Source organism: Streptomyces lateritius (assembly GCF_014649715.1).
GTDB classification, from domain to species: domain Bacteria; phylum Actinomycetota; class Actinomycetes; order Streptomycetales; family Streptomycetaceae; genus Streptomyces; species Streptomyces lateritius.
Window position 1 is genome coordinate 271,924 of the sequence record NZ_BMTO01000003.1, and the last position, 20,296, is coordinate 292,219.

At 72.0% G+C, this 20,296-nt stretch carries 12 protein-coding genes and 1 pseudogene; 8 read left to right on the plus strand and 5 right to left on the minus strand.

Features of this window, described 5'->3' with window-relative positions:
• Both IE136_RS07630 and IE136_RS07635 read right to left on the minus strand, forming a co-directional pair.
• Positions 1-154: MbtH family protein (locus tag IE136_RS07630; RefSeq protein ID WP_189599895.1), on the minus strand; the 154-nt coding region annotated here is incomplete at its 3' end.
• A 64-nt stretch (positions 155-218) separates the two neighbouring features.
• Entirely contained in the window at positions 219-1,862 is a 1,644-nt protein-coding gene (locus tag IE136_RS07635; RefSeq protein ID WP_308432394.1) for a (2,3-dihydroxybenzoyl)adenylate synthase, read from the minus strand.
• A gap of 302 nt (positions 1,863-2,164) precedes the next feature.
• Here IE136_RS07635 and IE136_RS07640 point away from each other — a divergent pair, with 302 nt between their 5' ends.
• Genes IE136_RS07640 through IE136_RS07650 form a run of 3 tightly spaced genes read left to right on the plus strand, consistent with a single transcriptional unit; the run spans position 2,165 to position 10,155 of the window.
• Positions 2,165-5,764, plus strand: a complete 3,600-nt coding sequence (locus IE136_RS07640) for a non-ribosomal peptide synthetase (protein ID WP_189599896.1) — start codon at positions 2,165-2,167, stop codon at positions 5,762-5,764.
• Positions 5,757-8,042, plus strand: a complete 2,286-nt coding sequence (locus tag IE136_RS07645; protein WP_189599897.1) for a salicylate synthase — start codon at positions 5,757-5,759, stop codon at positions 8,040-8,042. Before IE136_RS07640 ends, IE136_RS07645 begins: the two co-directional genes overlap by 8 nt.
• 34 nt (positions 8,043-8,076) lie before the next feature.
• Positions 8,077-10,155, plus strand: a complete 2,079-nt coding sequence (locus tag IE136_RS07650; RefSeq protein WP_189599898.1) for a penicillin acylase family protein — start codon at positions 8,077-8,079, stop codon at positions 10,153-10,155.
• 31 nt (positions 10,156-10,186) lie between these two features.
• Here the strand turns inward: IE136_RS07650 and IE136_RS07655 are convergent, their stop codons facing one another.
• From IE136_RS07655 to IE136_RS07665, 3 genes are all read right to left on the minus strand, one after another.
• A complete protein-coding gene (locus IE136_RS07655; protein ID WP_444545717.1) occupies positions 10,187-11,056 on the minus strand; it encodes an SCO2400 family protein in 870 nt (289 codons plus the stop codon).
• 144 nt (positions 11,057-11,200) lie between these two features.
• Entirely contained in the window at positions 11,201-12,274 is a 1,074-nt protein-coding gene (locus IE136_RS07660) for a glycoside hydrolase family 43 protein (protein ID WP_158992648.1), read from the minus strand.
• 20 nt (positions 12,275-12,294) lie between these two features.
• The gene (locus tag IE136_RS07665) at positions 12,295-14,928 is read right to left on the minus strand and encodes an alpha-L-arabinofuranosidase family protein (protein ID WP_189599900.1); all 2,634 of its coding nucleotides are present in this window, start codon (positions 14,926-14,928) and stop codon (positions 12,295-12,297) included.
• A 248-nt stretch (positions 14,929-15,176) separates the two neighbouring features.
• Between IE136_RS07665 and IE136_RS07670 the strand changes: the two are divergent.
• The 5 genes and pseudogenes from IE136_RS07670 to IE136_RS07690 all read left to right on the plus strand — a co-directional run.
• Positions 15,177-16,140: pseudogene (locus IE136_RS07670) on the plus strand (aldose epimerase family protein); the annotation flags it as partial.
• 112 nt (positions 16,141-16,252) lie between these two features.
• Entirely contained in the window at positions 16,253-16,705 is a 453-nt protein-coding gene (locus IE136_RS07675; protein WP_189599901.1) for a YbhB/YbcL family Raf kinase inhibitor-like protein, read from the plus strand.
• A gap of 242 nt (positions 16,706-16,947) precedes the next feature.
• Positions 16,948-17,763: a sulfite exporter TauE/SafE family protein gene (locus tag IE136_RS07680; protein WP_158992654.1), complete on the plus strand. Its 816-nt coding sequence runs from the start codon at positions 16,948-16,950 to the stop codon at positions 17,761-17,763.
• Positions 17,764-17,822: 59 nt separating this feature from the next.
• Complete coding sequence (polX, locus tag IE136_RS07685; protein WP_189599902.1) at positions 17,823-19,550, plus strand: DNA polymerase/3'-5' exonuclease PolX; 1,728 nt, start codon at positions 17,823-17,825, stop codon at positions 19,548-19,550.
• Positions 19,551-19,802: 252 nt separating this feature from the next.
• Complete coding sequence (locus IE136_RS07690) at positions 19,803-20,210, plus strand: hypothetical protein (RefSeq protein ID WP_189599903.1); 408 nt, start codon at positions 19,803-19,805, stop codon at positions 20,208-20,210.
• The last annotated feature ends 86 nt before the right edge of the window (positions 20,211-20,296 follow it).

Consider the following 20,296-nt stretch of genomic DNA (forward strand, 5'->3'; position numbering starts at 1 on the left):
CCACGTGGGCCAGCGCCTCGGATCGGCCGACCGGCCCCAGTACGGACCGCCAGCCGTCCGGGACGGCCTGGAAGGACGGCCACAGCGAGTGCTGGCCCTCGTCGTTCACCAGCACGAGGAAGGAACCGTTCTCGTCGTCGAAGGGGTTGGTCATGGGATGAAGCCTTCTTTCGAGTGGGACGTCGGGACGGGTGGGACGTCGGGACGGGTGGGGCGTCTCAGGCCCGTTCGCGCCCCTCCAGCATGCGCACCAGGGCCCGCTTGTCGATCTTCCCGATGGCCGTCAAGGGCAGGTCCGCGACCGACTCCACGCGGTCGGGCAGCTTGAACGCGGCGACACCACGCTCCAGCAGGAAGGCCCGCAGGGACTGAAGCGTCGGAACCGAGGGGCCGTCGGGGACGATCACCGCGCAGATCCGCTCGCCCTGGCCGGAGTCCGGCAGGCCGACGGCGGCGCAGCGCCGCACCTGGGGATGGGCCGTGACGTGGCCCTCGACCTCCTCGGCGGAGACGCTCTCGCCGTTGCGGTCGATGGTGTCCTTGACCCGGCCCTCCACGATCAGGTGACCCGACGGCAGCCGGCGCACCAGGTCACCGGAGCAGTAGTAGCCGTCCGGTGTGAAGGCGGCGGCGTTCACCTCGGGGGCGCGGTAGTAGCCGCGCAGGGTGTACGGACCGCGGACCAGGAGCTCTCCGACCTCACCGGGCGCGACGTCCTGTCCGTTCGCGTCCACGACGCGCAGCTCGTCGTCCTCGCTCAGCGGCCGCCCCTGCGTGAGCGCCACCGTCTCGGGATCGTCATCGGACCGGGTGTAGTTGAGCAGGCCCTCGGCCATGCCGAACACCTGCTGAACGGAGCAGCCGAGGGTGCCGGGGATGGTGCGGGCCAGGTCGGCCGAGAGCTTGGATCCGCCGGCCTGGAGGATGCGCAGGCTGGAGATGTCCGCGGGATCCCACTCCGCCGCGTCGGTCCAGAGGGGGATCAGCGGCGGCACCAGCGCGGTGTGCGTGACCCGTTCGGCCTCGATCAGCGGGAAGGCGTCGCCGGGCGCGGGGGAGGGGGAGAGTACGACGCGGCCGCCCACCGACAGCGTGCCGAGCATGCCCGGGCAGGCCAGCGGGAAGTTGTGGGCGATGGGCAGGCAGGCGAGGTAGACCGTCTCGGCCGAGAGCTCGCACGTCTGCGCGCTGGCACGGGCGTTGTACCCGTAGTCGTTGTGGGTGCGGGGAATCAGCTTGGGGACACCGGTGGTTCCGCCGGAGACCAGCAGCAGTGCGATGTCGGCGGGGTCGGGATCGGGAAAGTCGCGGGGCTCCGCGTCGACCTTCGCGAGCGCGGTGTAGGGGCCGGGATCACCCGCCACCAGGACGTGCCGCAGGGCGGGTGCCCCGGCCCGCACGGCGGCGGCGAGCTCCCGGTAGTCGAACCCGGCGTACTCGTCGGCGATGACGTACGCCACCGCTTCGGACAGTCGGGCCAGGTGGCCGATCTCGGTGACGCGGTGGGCGGGCAGGGTGAGTGCCGGGATCGCGCCCAGCCGGGCGAGGGCGAAGAACAGAACGGGAAACGCACCGGTGTTGGGCAGCTGCACCAGTACCCGGTCGCCGGCGCGGATGCCAAGGTCGGCCAGGCCGGCCGCCATGCGGTCCGCGCGTTCGTCGAGCTGTCGGTAGGTCAGCCGCTCCGTCGCGGCGACGATCGCGAGACGGTCGCCGTATTCGGCCGTCCAGCCGCGCAGCATGGTCCCGAGGGTGCGGCCGTCCCAGTGACCGGCCGCGACGTATCGCGCCGCGGAGTTCGCGGGCCATGGGGTCAGACCCGAAGTCCGGGGCGAGGGAGGCTCGGTGGCGAAGTGGGTCACGTTTCGGCTCGACTCTCGTGGCCGGAGGGCGACGGGCGCGCCTCGCTGGTTTCCGCTCATGGGTGTGGACGCCGGGCGCCGCCTCGGCATCCACAAACAGGTGTGGTTAGGTTAACCTAACTCCCGTCGGTGCACACCTCCTGTCGCAAGGGTGCTTATGGTGACCAATTCTGGTTCGTTCTAGGCGATTTGAGAGCGGTTCCTCCGTACCTCGCCCCATCCGTCCGCCGGTGCTCATGGGCTCACCCGGACGCGAGCGCGACTCTCCATCACGACACGACGTCCTAGGAAGAAGCCGCTTCATGCTGTCGATCGACGATCTCCGGCGCGTGGTCACCGAGTTGCTCGGCCCTGGCTCCGAGCCTCCCGGAGACCACGACAACCTCATCGAACTCGGTCTGGACTCGCTCAAGCTGATGAGGATCGCGGACCGCTGCCGACGGAACGGCCTCGACGTGGGTTTCGCCGACCTGGCGCGTCGGCCGACGCTGGCCGGCTGGGCCGGGTTGCGGGCGGAAGCGGCATCCGAGCCGGAGCCCGAGGCGGCGACGGCGTCGGCGGCCGGCACGACCGCACCCGGGGAACGTCGCGTACCCGGGGAACGCGGAGCCGCGCAGGGCGTACCGGCGGCGGACGTACGTGCCTCGGACGATCCCACGACGGACGCAGCCGCGACGGACGAACCATTTCCCCTGGCGCTGATGCAGCACGCCTACTGGGTCGGCCGGGGCGGCTCACAGGCCCTCGGGGCCGTGGCCGCTCACCTCTACACCGAGTTCGACGGCTCCGGTGTCGACCCGGCCCGCCTCGGAGCGGCCGTCGCCGCCCTGGCGGAACGACACCCCATGCTCCGCGCCCGTATCCTCGACGACGGCCGTCAGGTCGTCGGGCCGTGGACCCGCGGCACCGAACTCCCGGTCCTCGACCTGCGTGACCTCTCGCCGCAGGAGGCGGAGGAGCAGGCCGCCCGCCTGCGGGACCAACTCTCCCACCAGCTGCTCGACGTCGAGGCCGGACAGGTCTTCGACGTCCGGGTGACGCTGCTGCCCGCAGGCCGCACCCGTGTGCACGTGGACGTCGACATGCTCGCGGCCGACGCCCGCAGCTACCGCGCGATGCTCGCCGACCTCGTCCACCTCTACGAGAACCCCGGCCGGCCACTGCCGCCGCTCGGCTACAGCTACGCCCGATACCTGGCCGAACGGCGTTCACAGCCGCCGCGCGAGCAGGACGTGCGCTGGTGGCGCGAGCGGCTGGGCGAGCTGCCCGGCGCCCCTCTCCTGCCGACCCGGCCGGAAGCCGAGCGCGGCGCCGGCCACCGGGTGACGCGCCTGCACCACTGGCTCAGCCCCGAGCAGCGCGGACGGCTCACCGACCAGGCCCGCCGGCACGCCGTCACCCCCGCGATCGCGGCGGCCACCGCCTTCGCCGAAGTCCTCGGCGCCTGGAGCGGTGAACCGCGGTTCCTGCTCAACGTCCCCATGTTCGACCGCCGTCCGCTCCACCCCGACGTGGACCGTCTCGTCGGCGACTTCACCAGCTCCGTCCTGCTCGACGTCGACCTGACCGAGTCCCGTACCTTCGCCGAACGGGCCGCGGACGCGCAGGACCGCATGCACCGGGCCGCGCAGCACTCCTCGTACTCGGGCGTCGAGGTACTGCGTGACCTCTCGCGCCATCAGGGTTCCCAGGTGCTCGCCCCCGTGGTCTTCACCAGCGCGCTCGACCTCGGCGAGCTGTTCGGCCAGGACGTGGAGCGCTGCCTCGGCGAGCCGGTGTGGATCGTCTCGCAGGGCCCGCAGGTCCTCCTCGACGCCCAGATCACCGAGCTCCACGACGGCCTGCTGGTCAACTGGGACGTACGGGCCGACGCCTTCCCCGACGGCGTCGCGGACGCCATGTTCGCCGCCTTCGTCGAGCTGATCGGCAAGGTGTCCGACGGCAGTGCCTGGGACGCCCCCGTGGGGCCGCTCGCCACCCGTGAGCAGCTCGCCGTCCGGGCGGAGGTCAACCGCACCGACGGGCAGCTGCCCGAACACCCGCTGCACCACGCGTTCTTCACCCGCGCGGCCGCCACCCCCGACGCCCCCGCCGTCCTGGGCTCCGACGCCGTTCCCGGCTCCGGGACGACGACGGTCACGTACGGCCAACTCGCCGAGCGCGCCCTGCGGGTGGCCGGAGCCCTGCGTGAACGGGGTGTCCAGGCCGGCGACGCCGTGGCGATCAGCCTGCCCAAGGGCCCCGACCAGCTGGTGGCGGTCCTCGGCGTCCACGCCGCGGGCGGGCACTACGTGCCGATCGGCGTCGAACAGCCACCCGCCCGCGCCGAGTCGATCCGCGAGCGGGCCGGTGTCACCGTCGCCCTCACCGCGCCCGGCAGCGGCACGGACGCCGGGCATCTCCCACTGGACGAGGCCGTCGCCTGGCCCCGGCCCCTGGCCGAGCCCTTGTTCGCAGACCCGGGCACCGTGGCCTACGTCCTGTTCACCTCGGGCTCCACCGGCGAGCCCAAGGGCGTCGAGGTCTCCCACCGCGCCGCCGCCAACACCGTCGACGACCTCGTCGAACGGCTCGGCCTCGGTCCCGCGGACCGCGTGCTCGCCCTGTCCGCGCTCGACTTCGACCTGTCCGTCTTCGACATCTTCGCCCCCCTGGCGGTCGGCGGAGCGGTCGTCACCGTCGACGAGGCGACCCGCAAGGACGCCTCCGCGTGGGCACGGCTGGTCCATCGGCACTCCGTGACCGTGCTCAACTGCGTGCCCGGCCTGCTCGACATGCTGCTCACCGCGGCCGGGAGCGAGCCCCTGGGGACGAGCCTGCGAGCGGTCCTCCTCGGCGGCGACTGGGTCGGCGTCGACCTCCCGGTCCGGCTCCACGCCCAGGTCCCCGGCTGCCGCTTCCTCGGTCTCGGCGGCACCACCGAGACCGCCATCCACTCCACCGTCCGGGAGGTCGAGGGCGGCGAGGTGCCCGCGCGGTGGACGAGCGTCCCCTACGGGACCCCGCTGCGCAACGTCAGGTGCCGGGCGGTGGACGCCCAGGGCCGGGACTGCCCCGACTGGGTGCCGGGCGAACTCTGGATCGGCGGCGCCGGGGTGGCCGACGGCTACCGGGGCGACGCCGAACGGACCGCCGACCGCTTCGTCGAGACCGACGGGGTCCGCTGGTACCGCACCGGCGACCGCGCCCGCTACTGGCCCGACGGCACGCTGGAGTTCCTCGGCCGGGCCGACGACCAGGTGAAGATCCGTGGCTTCCGGATCGAACTCGGCGAGGTGGAGGCCGCGTTGGCCGAGCACCCGGCGGTCCGCCACGCCGCGGCGCTCGTGATCCGTACCGGCCCCACACCGCGGCTGTGCGCCGTCGTCGCCGCCGACGCGGGCACCGGGCCCGGCGACGTCAGGGCCCGCGCCGCCGACCGGCTGCCCGCCCACATGCTGCCGGACACCATCGCCGTCCTGGACGACATGCCCCTGACCGCCAACGGCAAGGTGGACCGCCGGGCGCTGCGGGAACTCCTCGCCGTACAGGCGAAGGAGGGTGAGCGCGAGGCACCGGCATCCGCCCTGGAGGAGGTCGTCGCCCGGACATGGGGCCGCGTCCTCGACGCGGAGAAGGTCGGTCGCCACGACGACTACTTCCAGCTCGGCGGGGACTCCATCCTCGCCACCCGGATCACCGCCCGGCTGCGCGAGGCCCTCGACACCGAGGACGTCTCCGTCCACGACGTCCTCGCCTCCCTCACGGTCGCCGGCCTCGCCCGGACGCTCCTGGACCGTGACGAGGAAGGCCGTTTGGAGCTCGTCGCCGAGGTCTTCCTGGAGATCGACTCGCTCACCGACGAGGAGATCGACGCGCAGCTGGACGACGGGCCCCGGGAGCCGGAGCGCGCCGATGGCTGAGCCCGCCGCCGGTGCGGCGGACCGTGGCACCTCGGAGGCATGGTTCCGCCGCTACGCCCCGAGGCCGCACGCCACGGCTAGGGTCGTGTGCTTCGGCCCCGCCGGAGGTTCCCCCGCCTTCTACCGCGACTGGGCCCGTTCCGTGCCCGGCGACGTCGAGGTGCTGTCTGTGGTCCTGCCCGGCCGTGAACGCCGGTTCGGCGAACCGCCGTCGACCACCATGGACGTGCTCGCCGACGCGCTGGCCGAGGCCCTCGTGCCCTGGCTCGACCGGCCCACCGTCCTGTTCGGCCACAGCATGGGCGCCTCGGTCGCGTTCGAGGTGACACGCCGTCTGGAGGCCTCGGGAGGGCCTCGCCCGGCCGCCCTTGTCGTCTCCGGCCGGCCCAGCCCCCGCCGGCTGAGGGAGTGCCCATCGCCCGTGGCCGACTACGACGACGACGCGATCGTCGCCTACCTGCGCGGTCTCGGCGGCACCCCGGACGAGCTGCTGGACGACCCGGAGACGCGGGAGCTGATCCTTCCCCCGTGCCGGGCGGACTTCCAGGTCATCGGCCGGTACGCCCCCGATCCGCACCCTCGTGTCACCACTCCGCTGCACGTCCTGGTGGGCGACCGGGACGAGAACGCCCCGGCGTGGGACGCGCCGCGCTGGGGCGAGGTCGCCACCCGGCTCGCCGGGATCCACGTCCTGCCGGGCGGGCACTTCTACCTCGTCCCCGGGCGCCCCGCCGTCATCGCCCACGTACTGCGGGCACTGCGCGAGGCGGACGCACCCGTGCGCACCACGCCCGCCGCCCCGCCACGCCTCGCCCGTTCCGAGAGGGACACCCGCCACGCCGGACATGCCGACTCCGGGAAAGAGAGAGAAGCCGTGACCTTCGCCCCTGCCTACCACGAGCGCCGCATAGCGCTGACCGGCGACGCGCTGAGCACCGCGGTGGCGCTGTCGGAGACCTCGGCCGACGCCTACGTGCTCTTCGAGAACCGGGGCGCCATCGGATGGGCGGAGGGCGAGTACGGCAGCATCGTCATCCGCGCCGAGGGGACCACGCTCAGCCTGGAGGGTGCCGACCCCGTCGAGTTCTCCGCCGGAGGGGGGGTGCTCCACGCGCTGGACCAGGCCCTGGCCGCCGTACGCCTCCAGGGCTGGCGGGCCTACGGATGGTCGACGTTCGAACTCAGCTATCCGCTGCACGGCCTGCCCGCCGTGCCCGGAGACGCCCCCCTCGCCCACCTCGTCGTACCCGGCCGGGAGGTCAGGCTCGAGGACGGCGGCGCCCTCCTGCGGACGCTGCGCCCCGAGGAGCTCGACGGTCTGGAGCAGCGGGTGCGCTCCGCCGCCGCCCTCGGCGGAGCGGTGGGCGACACGCGGCGGGTGACCGCGGACATCGAGCGGCACGACGCCGATGACTACCGCGCGTCCGTCGCCGCCGCCGTGGACGAGATCCGCGCCGGAAACCTGACCAAGGTGATCCTCTCCCGCGTCGTTCCGGTCACCTCTCCCATCGACCTGCCCGCCACCTACCTCGAAGGCAGGCGCGGCAACGACCCGGCCCGGTCGTTCCTGCTGCGCCTCGGTGGCTGGGAGACGGCCGGGTTCAGCCCGGAGATCGTCGCCCGGGTCACCGGCGAGGACCGGCGGGTCGTCGCCCAGCCCCTCGCGGGCACCCGGGCCCTGGAAGGCGACCCGCTCGCGGACAGCAGCCGGCGCGCCGAGCTCTACCGCGACGAGAAGGAGGTCTTCGAACACGCCGTGTCGGTACGGCTCGTGGCCGAGGAGCTCGAACAGGTCTGCACCCGGGAGTCGGTCACGGTCGACGACTTCATGTCGGTGAAGGAGCGGGGGAGCGTGCAGCACCTGGCCTCCCGGCTGTCCGGCTCGCTGGCACCGGGACGTACGGCGTGGGAGGCGTTCGGCGCGCTCTTCCCCGCGGTGACGGCTTCGGGCATCCCCAAGGCCGAGGCGTGCGAACTCATCCACCGCAGCGAGCGCGACTCCCGTGGCCTCTACAGCGGCGCCGTCATGACGGTCGACGCGGACGGCACGGTCGACGCCGCGCTGGTGCTGCGCAGCGTGTACCGCCACGAGGGCCGGACCTGGCTGCGGGCGGGCGCCGGTATCGTGGCGCACTCCAGCCCGGACCGCGAGCTGGAGGAGACACGCGAGAAGCTCCGCAGCGTGTCACGCTTCCTCGTCCCGGCCGCCCACGCCGGGGCCGAGCCGCAGTCCCCGCTCTCCGCCCGAGACGAGCAGTCCGCGGCGTTGGCCCGCTGAGTTGTCCGCCGAGTCCGGCGAGAACGGAGCACCGGTGACGGTCAGGACCTATCGGGATGCCTGGGGCATTCCGCATCTGCGTGCCTCGGGAGCGCTCCAGCTGGCTTTCGGGCAGGGCGAGAACGCGGCGCGGGACCGGTCCTGGCAGATCGAGGTGGAGCGGCACCGCTCCGAAGGCACCACCGCGTCCTTCCTCGGCGCGGACGCCGTTCCCTGGGACCGATTCGCCCGTCAGGCCAGACTGGACGACACCGCGCGGCGCTGCTTCGACCGCCTCGACGAGGAGACGGCGGCCTGGGTGTCGGCGTACGTCGACGGCGTGAACGCGGGTCTGGAGCGCGGCGCGGCAGCCGCTCCGGAGTTCGCGGCCACCGGCCTCGCGCCGCGGCCCTGGCGGCGATGGACACCTCTCGGTGTCTGGCTCACCCACCACATCCTCTTCGCGGGCTTCCCCACCAAGCTCTGGCGCGAAGCGGTCGCCGGACGGCTCGGCGACGGGGCCGTCGAACTCTTCGCCACCGACGACCCGGGAACCGCGGGATCGAACGGCTGGACGGTCTCGGGGGAACGCACCGCCGGCGGCGCGCCGCTCATCGCGGGTGATCCCCACCGGTTCATCCAGGACCCCGGGTTCTACCAGCAGATACATCTGTCCTGTCCCGATTACGACGTCGTCGGTCTCGCCGTCCCCGGTGTCCCGGGAATCGCCCACTTCGGCCACACCGGCACTGTCGCGTGGGCGATCACCAACGCCATGTCCGACTACCACGACCTCTACCGGGAACGGTTGCGCCGCACGGACCACGGCATCGAGGCGCTGGGCCCCGACGGGTGGCGGCCGGCCCTCCATCACCGGGAGACCGTCCAGGTCGCGGCAGCCGAGCCCGTCGAGGTCGACGTCATCGAGACGGAACGCGGCCCCGTCGTCATCGAGGGCCTCGCGGACACCCCCGGCACGGAGCCGGAACCGGGCGGCCTGCCCGAGGGCATCAGCCTGCGCTACCCGCCCCGCGTCACCGCAGACCTCGGCTTCGACGCGATCCCCGCCCTCCTGCGGGCCCGCACCGTCGCAGACGTGGACCGCGCGCTCGACCGGTGGATCGAGCCCGTGAACGTCGTCCACGCCGCCGACTCGACGGGCGGGCTGCTGCACCGGGTGGCCGGCTACGTACCGATCCGCGCTCGTGACAACTGGCTGCGGGTCGTTCCCGCTTGGGGGCGAGGACACGACTGGCGCGGGCGCCTCGGCCTGCCCCGTGCCGAGGTCGACGACCTCGCCGTGATGGCGAACGCCCGAGGCATCGCCGCCCCCCTCGGCGTGGAGTTCGCGCCGCCGTACCGCGCCGACCGCATCGAGGCGCTGCTGCGCGCGTCGCGGGACTGGACGGCCCCCCGTATGGCGGCCATCCACATGGACACTCACCTCGCGGCCGCCGCACCGCTGCTCGCACAGGTGGAGCGGCTCGGCGATCTCCGCCCCGAGGCCGAGCGGCTGAGGGAGAGACTGCTCGCCTGGGACCGCCACATGGACGCCGACAGCGTCGCCGCCGCGGACTACGCGCGCCTCCGCTCAGCCGTCACACGCGGGCTCGCCGCTGCCCCGCAACTGAAGGACCTCGCCGAACCACTGCCGTATCCGGCGGTGTTCGCGCCTTGGCTGACCCTCACCTCCAAGGTGGCCTTCGCCCTGGAGAATCTGCTGACCACCGACCTGTTGCCCGGCCTGGACGTGCCCGGAATCGTCCGCGCCGCCATGACCGAGGTCGCCGGCGAGGAGCCCGTCGCCTGGGGTGAACTCCACCGTCTCGCCCCCTGCCAGGCCGTCCCCGCGGTCGCCGACGAACCCTGGCCCGGGCTGGGAGGCGATCACGACTGCGTCCTGGCCACCTCCAGCACCCCCGGCATCACGGACCTCAGCCCACGCGGCCCCTCCGCCCGGTACGTCTGGGATCTCTCCTGCCGCGAGAACAGCCTCTGGGTCGTCCCCCTGGGCGCGAGCGGAATCCGTGGAGACCAACACCACCACGACCAGCTGCCGTGGTGGCTCCGCGGCGAACTGGTGCCCGTCGTCACGGATTTCTCGCGGCTCGTCGAGGAGGACGACGGGCGCTGAAGGGACCCCGCGGTGGGGACGGTCCGCTTGGTCAGGCCCGGGAGAGGGGCAGGCACACCACCAGCAGGCAGACCTCCGACGGCGCGGTCGCCGTGGGAGAGGTACTGGCCTGCGACGTTCCCGAGCCCGTGCTCTCGGTGCCGGAGTCGTCAGCCGGGGCAGCGGGCGCCGGTGCCTGGGAGGCCGTTGTGCCCGGGGTACTCGTGTCGCTCGCGCGGTCGAGAGCCGGCTGCGCGGAGGCCGGTGAGGCGCTCTGGGGCTGGTGGGCCGGCGCTGCCTGGGTCTCCTGCGAGGCGGCGGGGCCGGGTCGGGCGTCCGGCGGTGTGGTGGGGGGAGCGACCGCCGAGTCCGGCCGCGGGACGTCCGGCGCGGGAGGGGCGGCCTGAGAGACGGGCGGGGCGGGGCGCGTGTGAGGCGGTGTCGATGCGGGCCGGGCGTCCTGCGCCGCCTGTTCCTCGGCGGCGCCCATGCCCGGGTCCTGCGGCGCCGTGGCCGCCTGCGCCCGGTCGCCGCCCTGCCGGTCCATCGCGGTCATGGTCAGACCGCCGCCCACGAGCGCGACGGCGGTCGCGACCACGGCCCGGCGCTGGTTCTTCTTCCACCGGACACGCTGGCGTCGCCGTGCCGCCCGTCCCTCGGGCACGGACGGCACGCCCGCGAGATCCGCGGGCGAGTCGTCTCGAAGTCCCTCCTCCGGGACGGTCCCGGCCGCGGTCTCGCCGTGAGGCCGACCGCCGTGCCACGCGGCCGGGGCCGCCTCACTCATCGTCACCGTGGTGGCTGCCACCGAGAGGGGGCGACCGGCGGTGACGACGGGAGCGATGTCCGGGGCGTGGGCGCCGCATCCAGGGCACACGAGGGCGCCGTTGAGATGCCGGCGACACGAGGAGCAGTAGTCCATCTCGGTCTTCCTGAGTTGACAGGCCGCCGACCCGGTGGGGCCACGGCTCGATCACGTTCGCAATCGGAATCACGCGGCCAGTCACGCTAACCAAGTTTTCGAAAGACTGTGCGCAGCCTGTGTGGGGCTCCTGTGCGGATTCCCTCAGTGTGGGATGCGCCCGGCCGCCGCGTCCGCGACCGGAATGCCGAAGTCCGGGGTCCCGTCGGGGTTCCACCCCAAGACCTGGATGCGGGTGTGCCGGTTCGGATCGTTCAACGGGTCACCCGTGATGTCCTTGTACGGGCGGGCGTGGTACACGAGGACGTCGGTGCGGCCGTCCTCGGCGACGGTGAACGAGTTGTGACCGGGGCCGTACTGACGTGTGGCGTCGCTGCTGGTGAAGACCGGCGCCCTGGACTTCGTCCAGGAGTTCGGATCCAGCAGGTCGCTGCCGGCGCCGGCGGTCAGCAGGCCCATGCAGTAGTTGCTGTCGGTGGCGCTCGCCGAGTACGTCATGAAGACCCGGCCGTTGCGCGCGATGACCGAGGGGCCCTCGTTGACCTTGAAACCGCGCGTCTCCCAGTCGTACGTGGGAGAGGACAGCCGCACCGGCCGCCCGCCGATCGTCCAGGGGTTCGCCATCGGCGCGATGTAGAGATTGGTGTTGTTGTCGATCCCCGGCTCGTGCTGCGCCCAGGTCAGGTAGCGGACGCCGCGGTGCGTGAAGGTGGAGGCGTCCAGCGAGAAGGTGTCCCACGCCGTCGTGATCTGCCCCTTCTCGGTCCACGTTCCCCGCAACGGGTCGGGGTGGGAGTTCTCCAGGACGTACATCCGGATCTTCCAGATGTCGTCGGACCGACCCGCGGCGAAGTAGATGTACCAGCGGCCGCCGACGCGATGAAGCTCCGGTGCCCAGATGTGCGCGCCCATGTCGCCGGTGGTGTGCTTCCGCCACAGCACGGTCTCCGCTGCCCCGGTCAGGCCCCGCAGCGTCCGGGAACGGCGCAGGACGATGCGGTCGTACTCCGGCACGGTGGCGGTGAAGTAGTAGTACCCGTCGGTGTGCCGGTGGATGTGCGGGTCGGCGCGCCGCGGCACCAACGGGTTGGGGTACCGGGCGGCCGACGCGACGGCCGGGCCCTCGGCGGCCCGGGCCACGGCGGGCAGGCCCGCCGTGGCGCCCAGGGCAAGGGCGCCCGCCAACACGCCTCGGCGGCTCAGGTCGGTGTGCCTCATGGTGTTCTCCTCACGGGGGATCATGAACGTTTCTGCGGACCGAGCGTCTTGATCCGCATGAAGGTGATCGAGTGGGGCGGGAACGTGTACGTGAAGGCGGAGTCGACGCCGTCGAACGTCGACCGCCTCGGCCGGATCGGCTGAGACGCGGACGTGTTCTCCGAGCCCGGATCGCCCTGGAGCGTGGTCAGGCGGGCGACCGGTGCGACGTCGGTCTCCCGGCCCAGGTCGATCCGCGTACGGGCGGCCGCGTCCTGCGCGTTGACGACCTTGACGATCAGCTCACCGGTGGCCTCGTCCCGGGTGACCACCTGGCGGAACGGTTCGGCCACCTTGTCGTCCGTGAAGCCGCCCCACTTCTCGCCGTCCAGGAACAGCGTGACGTGCCGGCCGCGGACCTCGATCCTCACGTCGTACGCGCGGCCGCTCTCGATCGTCGTACCGTCCTCGACCATCGTCTGCTTGGCCCCGCCGACGGTCTTCTCCACCGCCGAGCGGGTGTTCCCCCAGCCTCCGAGGTTCCACCAGTAGTGGTTCCCGGTGTCCTTGACCCCGAAGGCGATCAGGAAGCCTTCGCGCCCGGCCCGCTTCGTGGCCTTCACCCGCACGTCGTAGTCCCGCCACGCCGGGTCCCCGGCGGTGACCAGCGTGTTCTCGGCGGTGACGTCGGACTGCACGTACGCGCCGTCCTCGACGGCCCACGCACCGCGTCCCGCGGCCGGTGTCCACCGCCCGTCGCCGTCCGAGAAGTCGTCGCCGAACAGGACGCGGCCGTCCGGTGCGGTGACCGTGACGTCGTCGTACGCGGCGCTGGTGGCCCAGGTGGACAGTCCGACGGCACCGCCGATGGGAGCGACGGTGGCGGGCGTGGGGGAGGCCTCGCTGGGGACGACCCGGTCCCCGACGTTGGTCATGAACAGCTTCTGCGCCTCGTAGCTGGTCGATCCCCACGACGTCCGGTTGTCGAACCAGATCATGTCGGGTCGCCACTGGACGGAGTCCGTGCGCGCGAGCAGCGGCGCGTAGGACGCGAGCTTGACGACGTCGGCGTTCCGCTCGAGTCCCGTCATGTAGGCCGCTTCGGCCAGCGCGTTGGAGAAGCGGTTGTCGAGGGAGGCGTACTCGCCGAGGAACACCTTCGGGCCCTCGCGGTCGTAGGAGTCGTAACGCTCGTTGTTCTCCAGGAACCACTGCGGGCTGTTGTAGTAGTGCTCGTCGACGAGCTTCACCCCCGCCGCCCGGTTCAGTTCCCAGAGCCGGTCGAAGGTCTGGCCGGCGTCGTCGGGACCGGAGTTGCCGACCACCGTGATCTCGGGGTGCGCGGCCTCGACGGCCTTACGGAACGCGGTGAAGCGCTCGAAGTAGGCGTCGGGGAGGTTCTCCTCGTTGCCGACCGCGAGGTGGGTCAGACCGAACGGTTTCGGATGCCCCATCGCCGCCCGCTTCCCGCCCCAGGGGGAGGTCACCGGGCCGTTGGCGAACTCGATCAGATCGAGGGTGTCCTGGATGTGCCGCCGCAGGAGCTCGGGGTCGTCGGTCGCGCGGTTCTGGCCGCACCCGGTGACGAGTGCCGGCACGACGGGCAGCGGCATGGCGCCGATGTCCTCGGCGAACTGGAAGTACTCGAAGTACCCCAGTCCGTAGGACTGGTTGTAGCCCCAGAAGTTGGCGTTGGCCGGGCGCTGCTCGACCGGTCCGATGGTGTCCTTCCACTGGTAGGAGCGCCGGCGCTCCCAGTTCGGGGCCTGGTACCCCTCGTGGCTTCCGGTGTTGACCAGGCAGCCGCCGGGGAACCGCAGGAAGCCCGGCTTCAGCGCGGCGATCTTCTCGGCGAGGTCCTTGCGCAGCCCGTTCGGGCGGCCGCGGAACGTCTCCCGGGGGAAGAGCGAGACCATGTCGAGCCGGACCGTGCCCGAGCCTCCGGCGACCACCGTGAGCCGGCCGGTCGTGCTCGTGGCGCGAGCGGTGAGCGTGCCGGTGTACTTCGTCCAGCGGTCTCCGCGCACAGTGATGCGCAGGGGGTCGGCCAGGGCCGTCTCTCCGGCGGCGTCCCGCAGGCCGACCGTCAGTGGTGTACCGGAGGAGCGGTCGGTGCGCGCCCACACCGAGAAGTCGTACCTCTCTCCTTCGCGGAGGCTGACGCCGGAGGCGTGCCCGGAGTTGGCGACCCCGATCCCGGCCCCCGCACCTCCCTGACCGCCGAGCCTCATCCGCAGGTGGCGCCGGTTGCGCTCGGCCAGGCGGCCGTCGTCGTCCACGACCTCGGCGGAGCCCGTCGCGCCCCCGGTCGCGGTCGGGGTCCACGCGGTCATCGGGGTGTACGAGCGGTTGTCCGCGGTGTCGTACTCGAAGGACCGGTTCCGCACCAGCTCGGCGTAGAGGCCGCCGTCGGCCGCGTGGTTGATGTCCTCGAAGAAGACGCCGTACATCGTGTCGTCGATGGCGGGGCCGGTACGGGCCGGGTCGAGGGTGAGCGAGTAGTCGACCTCGGCGGTGTCCGCGGCCGAGACCCGGGCCGGAGCGCTCGACGCGGTGGCGGGAAGCGGAAGCGGTAGCAACGCCGCGGCGAGCAGGACGCTCAGAGTGCTCAGGGCGGGGGTGAACCGTGATCGTCCGCGCGGTCCGCGCGGCTTGCGTGATCTGCCGAGTGTCATGGTGCGCCTCTCTTGTGTAGTTCGAAATATCGGACGGCGTCTGGGATTTCGCTCGCAGAAGAATGTCCGTCTCGGTGACCTCACGTCAACACCCCTGTCGCTCAGGGGAGATGTGCGACGCGAACCGTTGACACGCTCCCTGGAACGTCACTACGGTCACGCCACGATTTCGAACCCATGACGAAATATCGAACGACCTGGGTCGAGGAGTCGCATCGTCATGCGCATCAGCAGACGTACGGTGATGGCTGTCGTACGGCGGCATCGTCCAGGCCCTGGAAGTCCCCGACCGGCGCGGGCGCTACGCGAACGTGTCGCTGGGCTTCGACAACCTCGAGGACTACGTCTCGGGCAGCCCGTACTTCGGCGCGATCATCGGCCGCTACGGCAACCGCATCGCCGGCGGCGCCTTCACCCTCGACGGACGCACGTACCGGCCCCCCGTCAACGACGGTCCCCACAGCCTGCACGGCGGGGACAAGGGCTTCGACAAGCGGGTGTGGGACGTCGAGCCGTACACACAGGGACCGGACCGGCCTCACCCTGCGGTACGTCAGCGCGGACGGGGAGATGGGATACCCCGGCACCCTGCGCGTCCGGGTCGACCACGTCCTCACACCGCGCGGCGACTTCCGCATCCGGTACGAGGCCACGACGGACAGGTCCACCGTCGTGAACCTCACCAACCACACGTACTTCAACCTGGCGGGAGAGGGCAACGGCAGCGTCCTCGGCCACACCCTGAGGATCGCCGCGTCCCGCTACACCCCCGTCGACGCCACCCTCATCCCCACCGGCGACCTCGCCGGCGTCGCGCACACGCCCTTCGACTTCCGAGGCGGCAAGCCCGTCGGCCGGCACATCCGTGAAGGGCACCCGCAGGTCCTCTTCGGCCGCGGCTACGACCACAACTTCGTTCTCGACAAAGGTGCCACCGACGCACCCCGGCACGCCGTCACCGTGACCGAACCCGTCTCCGGTCGGGTGATGGAGATCGCGACCACCGAGCCGGGCGTGCAGTTCTACAGCGGCAACTTCCTCGACGGCACGCTGGCGGGCCCCTCCGGGAAGGTCTACCGCCAGGGCGACGGCTTCTGCCTGGAGACCCAGCACTTCCCCGACTCGCCCAACCACCCGTCCTTCCCGTCCACGGTGCTGCGCCCGGGGCAGACCTGCCGTTCGACGACGGTGCACTCCTTCGCCACCCGCTGACGCGGCCGGCCGAGCCTGCCCGCGCCGGGGCGGGCCCGGGCAGGCTCGGCCGAACGGAGGTTTCCCGCCACGGACCGGTACCGGGGCCGCCCCGGCGGGTATGGCGCCGCGCATGAGCGGATTGGAACTGAGCAGCCCCGCGTTCGACGACGGAACGGTGATCCCCCGTCGGTACAGCGGTGAGGGAGAGAACGTCTCACCACCCCTGACCTGGGCGGGCGTGCCCGAGGAGGCCACGGAGCTGCTGCTCCTGTGCGAGGACCCGGACGCGCCGGGGAAGACCTTCCTGCACTGGCTGGTCACCGGTATCGACCCGGGAACCACGGGTGTGGCGGAGGACCAAAAACCGCAGGGCGGTCTGCCCTGGCCCAACGGCTTCGGGCGCGTCGGCTGGGGAGGACCCATGCCTCCACCGGGGCACGGGCCGCACCGCTACTTCTTCCGCCTGTACGCCTTGTCCGAACCGCTTCCCCTGCACGGCCACCCGGGCGTCGAGGACGTGCACCGAGCCCTGAAGGGCAGGGAACTGGCCTCCGGCGCCCTTGTCGGGACCTACCAGCGCTGAGCACGTCCCCTCAACATCGACACGGCCGGGCCCCGGCCGACGCCCCGGCATCCGGCAGCGAGCCCTGAGCCGCCGCACGAGCCACGTTGATCCGCCGCCGAGGGCCTCGCGAGGTGGCGTGGGAAGTGTGTCGCGAGGCGCTTCGGAGGACCGGACGAACCCCGAGCGGGTCTCCGGTGCCTTCCCCCGAAGCTGCGGACGTTCCGTAGCAGCGGGGACGCCCACCGGCGAGGATGCCCACCATGGCCCTCGACAACGACCTCGTACCCGCCCGTTCGCTCCACTCGACACCCCTGGTGTTCGGTACGGGCGCGGCCATCGGGGTCCTCGGCGGGATGATCGGCCTGGGCGGCGCGGAGTTCCGCCTGCCGCTGCTCATCGGCCTGTTCGGCTTCGCCGCGCTCTCCGCGGTCATCCTGAACAAGGCGATGAGCCTGGTCGTGGTCCTCGTCGCGCTGCCCGCCCGCCTGGCAGCGGTGTCCGCCGCTGAGCTTGCCGCTCACTGGCCCGTCGCGCTCAACCTGCTGGCCGGAAGCCTGCTCGGCGCCTGGACAGGGGCGGCCTGGGCGGTACGCATGCGCGGCTCCACCCTCTACAAGGTGCTGGCGGCGCTGATGGTGCTCATGGCCGCGGCCCTGCTCGTCACGCACAGCACCAGCCTGGGGACGCTCGCGCTGCCGCTCTGGGCCCGGGTGCCCAGCGGGGGCGTGGCCGGCTTCGGCATCGGTGTCGTCGCCGCGATCATGGGTGTGGCCGGGGGCGAGCTGCTGATCCCGACGATCGTGCTCTTGTTCGGCGTGGACATCAAGACCGCGGGAAGCCTCTCCCTGCTGGTGTCGCTGCCGACCATGCTGGTGGCCTTCGCCCGCTACAGCCGCGACGGCAGCTTAGCGGTCCTGGGCGCCAGCCTCCGCTTCACCATGGTCATGGCCGCGGGTTCGGTCGCCGGCGCCGTGCTGGGCGGACTGCTCCTCGGCGTGTTCCCGGAGCTGGTCCTCATCCCCGTACTGGTGGTGGTCCTGCTCGTCTCCGCGGTCAAGCTCGCCCGCCACGACTGAGCCGTGGCCTCGGCCGCGCCCGGCGTGCCCGCGCGGTGCGTGCGGGGCACCCTGGAGGCATGGGCCGAGCCAACGACCAGGTCGAGGCGCTGCTCCAGGAGTACGCCGACCTCATCGCGATCCGGGGCGAGGAGGCGTTCAAGGCGCGCGCCTACGAGAAGGCGGCACGCGCCGTCGGCGGCTACCCGCAGGACGTCTCCACACTGGACGCCAAGGCGCTGCTCGAGATTCCGAACGTCGGCAAGTCCGTCGCCGACAAGATCGTGGAGTATCTGCGGACCGGCCGCATGTCCGTCGTGGAGAAGGCCCGGACGTCCGTGCCGGCCGGAGTGCGCGAGCTGATCGCGATTCCCGGGCTCGGGCCCCGCAAGGCCATGCTCCTCCACGAGGAGCTGGGCATCAGCACCGTCGACCAGCTGGTCGACGCCATCCACCAGGAACGGCTGCGGGACCTGAAGGGCTTCGGGGAACGGACCGAGGAGAACATCCTGCGCGGCATCTCCGTCCTGCAGCACGCCGGCGAGGGCCGGATCCTCGTCAGCGCCGCCATGGACATCGCAGAGCAGCTCGTCGCCGAGCTGTCGGAGATCCCCGGCTGCGTCCGGTGCACGTACGCCGGTTCCCTGCGCCGCATGAAGGAGACCATCGGCGACGTCGACATCCTGGTGGCGGCGCGCCGGTCGGCCCCGTTCATGGAGGCCCTCGCCGGCCTTCCGCACACGGCCGAGGTCATCGCGATGGGGCGGAAGAAGACGTCCGTACGGACCGTCACCGGCCTCCAGGTGGACCTACGCGTCCTTCCCCCCGCTTCCTGGGGCGCGGGACTGCAGTACTTCACCGGCTCCAAGGCGCACAACATCCGCACGCGCGAACTCGCGGTGCGCCACGGCCTCAAGCTGTCCGAGTACGGGCTCTTCGACGCCGAGAGCGGCGAGAGCATCACCTCCGAGACGGAAGAGGCGATCTACGAGAGGCTCGGACTGCCCTGGATCCCGCCGACCCTGCGCGAGGACCGCGGCGAGATCGCGGCCGGGCTGCGCGGCGAACTCCCCGAGCTCGTCACGGAGAAGGACATCCGCGGCGATCTGCACACCCACACCGACCTCACCGACGGGCTGGCGCCGCTGGAGGACATGATCGCCGCCGCCGCCGCCCGTGGATACGCCTACTACGCCGTCACCGACCACGCCCCGAACCTGTACATGCAGCGCATGACCGACGAGAAGATCCTCGCCCAGCGCGAGCGGGTACGCGCACTCGACGGCGCGCACCGCGAAATGCGGCTGCTGCACGGCACGGAACTCAACATCGGCCCGGACGGCTCCCTGGACTGGCCCGACGAATTCCTCGCGGACTTCGACATCTGTGTGGCCTCCGTCCACTCCCACTTCAACCAGAGCAGACGGGAACTCACCCGCCGTCTCATCCGCGCCTGCGAGAACCCGTACGTCGCCGTCATCGGTCATCCCACGACCCGCCGGATCGGCAAACGCCCGGGCATCGACGCCGACTTCGACGAGGTCTTCAAGGCCTGCGCGCGAGCGGGCACCGCGCTGGAGATCAACGCGCACCCCGAGCGGCTCGACCTCCGCGACGAGGACATCCTGCGCGCGAAGGAGTACGGCGTGAAGTTCGCCGTGAACTCCGACGCGCACGCCACCACCCATCTGCCGTACATGCGCTACGGGCTGGCGACGGCTCAGCGCGGCTGGCTGACGACGGACGACGTCATCAACACGTGGCCGTTGACCAGACTGCGCCGGTTCCTGCGCAAGAAGGGCGCATGAAGCGCAGCAGGGCGGTCCGCATCGCGCCGGTGTCCGGTCCGGTGGAGCGAAGGCGCACCGAGCGCCCCGCGCCGAACGTGACGCGCGCGCCCGGCCGGGATCACCCAGGAGCCGGTGCGCGGTCGTGAGGAACCCCGGCACCGGAGGACCGGCCCGCGCGAAGGTCTTGGTCACGGAACGGAGAAGGTGACTCCGCTCCTCCCCAGGCCGGACGCATGATGTGTCCCTGATCATCAACGTCCTGAGGAGACCATGCGCACCCGCACCGCCGCCCTGACCGCCTGTCTGCTGCTCGCACTCACCGCCTGCGGCATCGGCGACGAGCCGGACGCCGACACGTCGACGGCCGCGAGGACGCCGGAGGAGGAGTTCCTCGCCAACGCCAGGGCCGCCGACTTCGACAGCTGGAAGACGGCGGCGCCGACGGACGCCGAACTCGCCGCGTACCCCCCGCAGTGGTGCGCCGGGCTCAGGACCGGCCGCGGCGTCGCCTCCCTCCTCGAGGACGTCGCCCTCTACCCCGTCGGGGAGAAGTGGGGCACGGACAAGCCCGACGCCGAGGAACTCGTGCTCCTCGGCGTCAAGGCCCACTGCCCGGAGTTCGGTGACCGGGTGGCCGAAGAGGTACGGCTCGGCGGCCGGTCCCGGGGAGGCGGGTGACGCCCCTCTGCCGAAACGCCCCTCGGCGCCCGCCGTGCTGACCTAGCATGTCGACGACCAGTACGTCCGGGGGGATCGCACTGCCG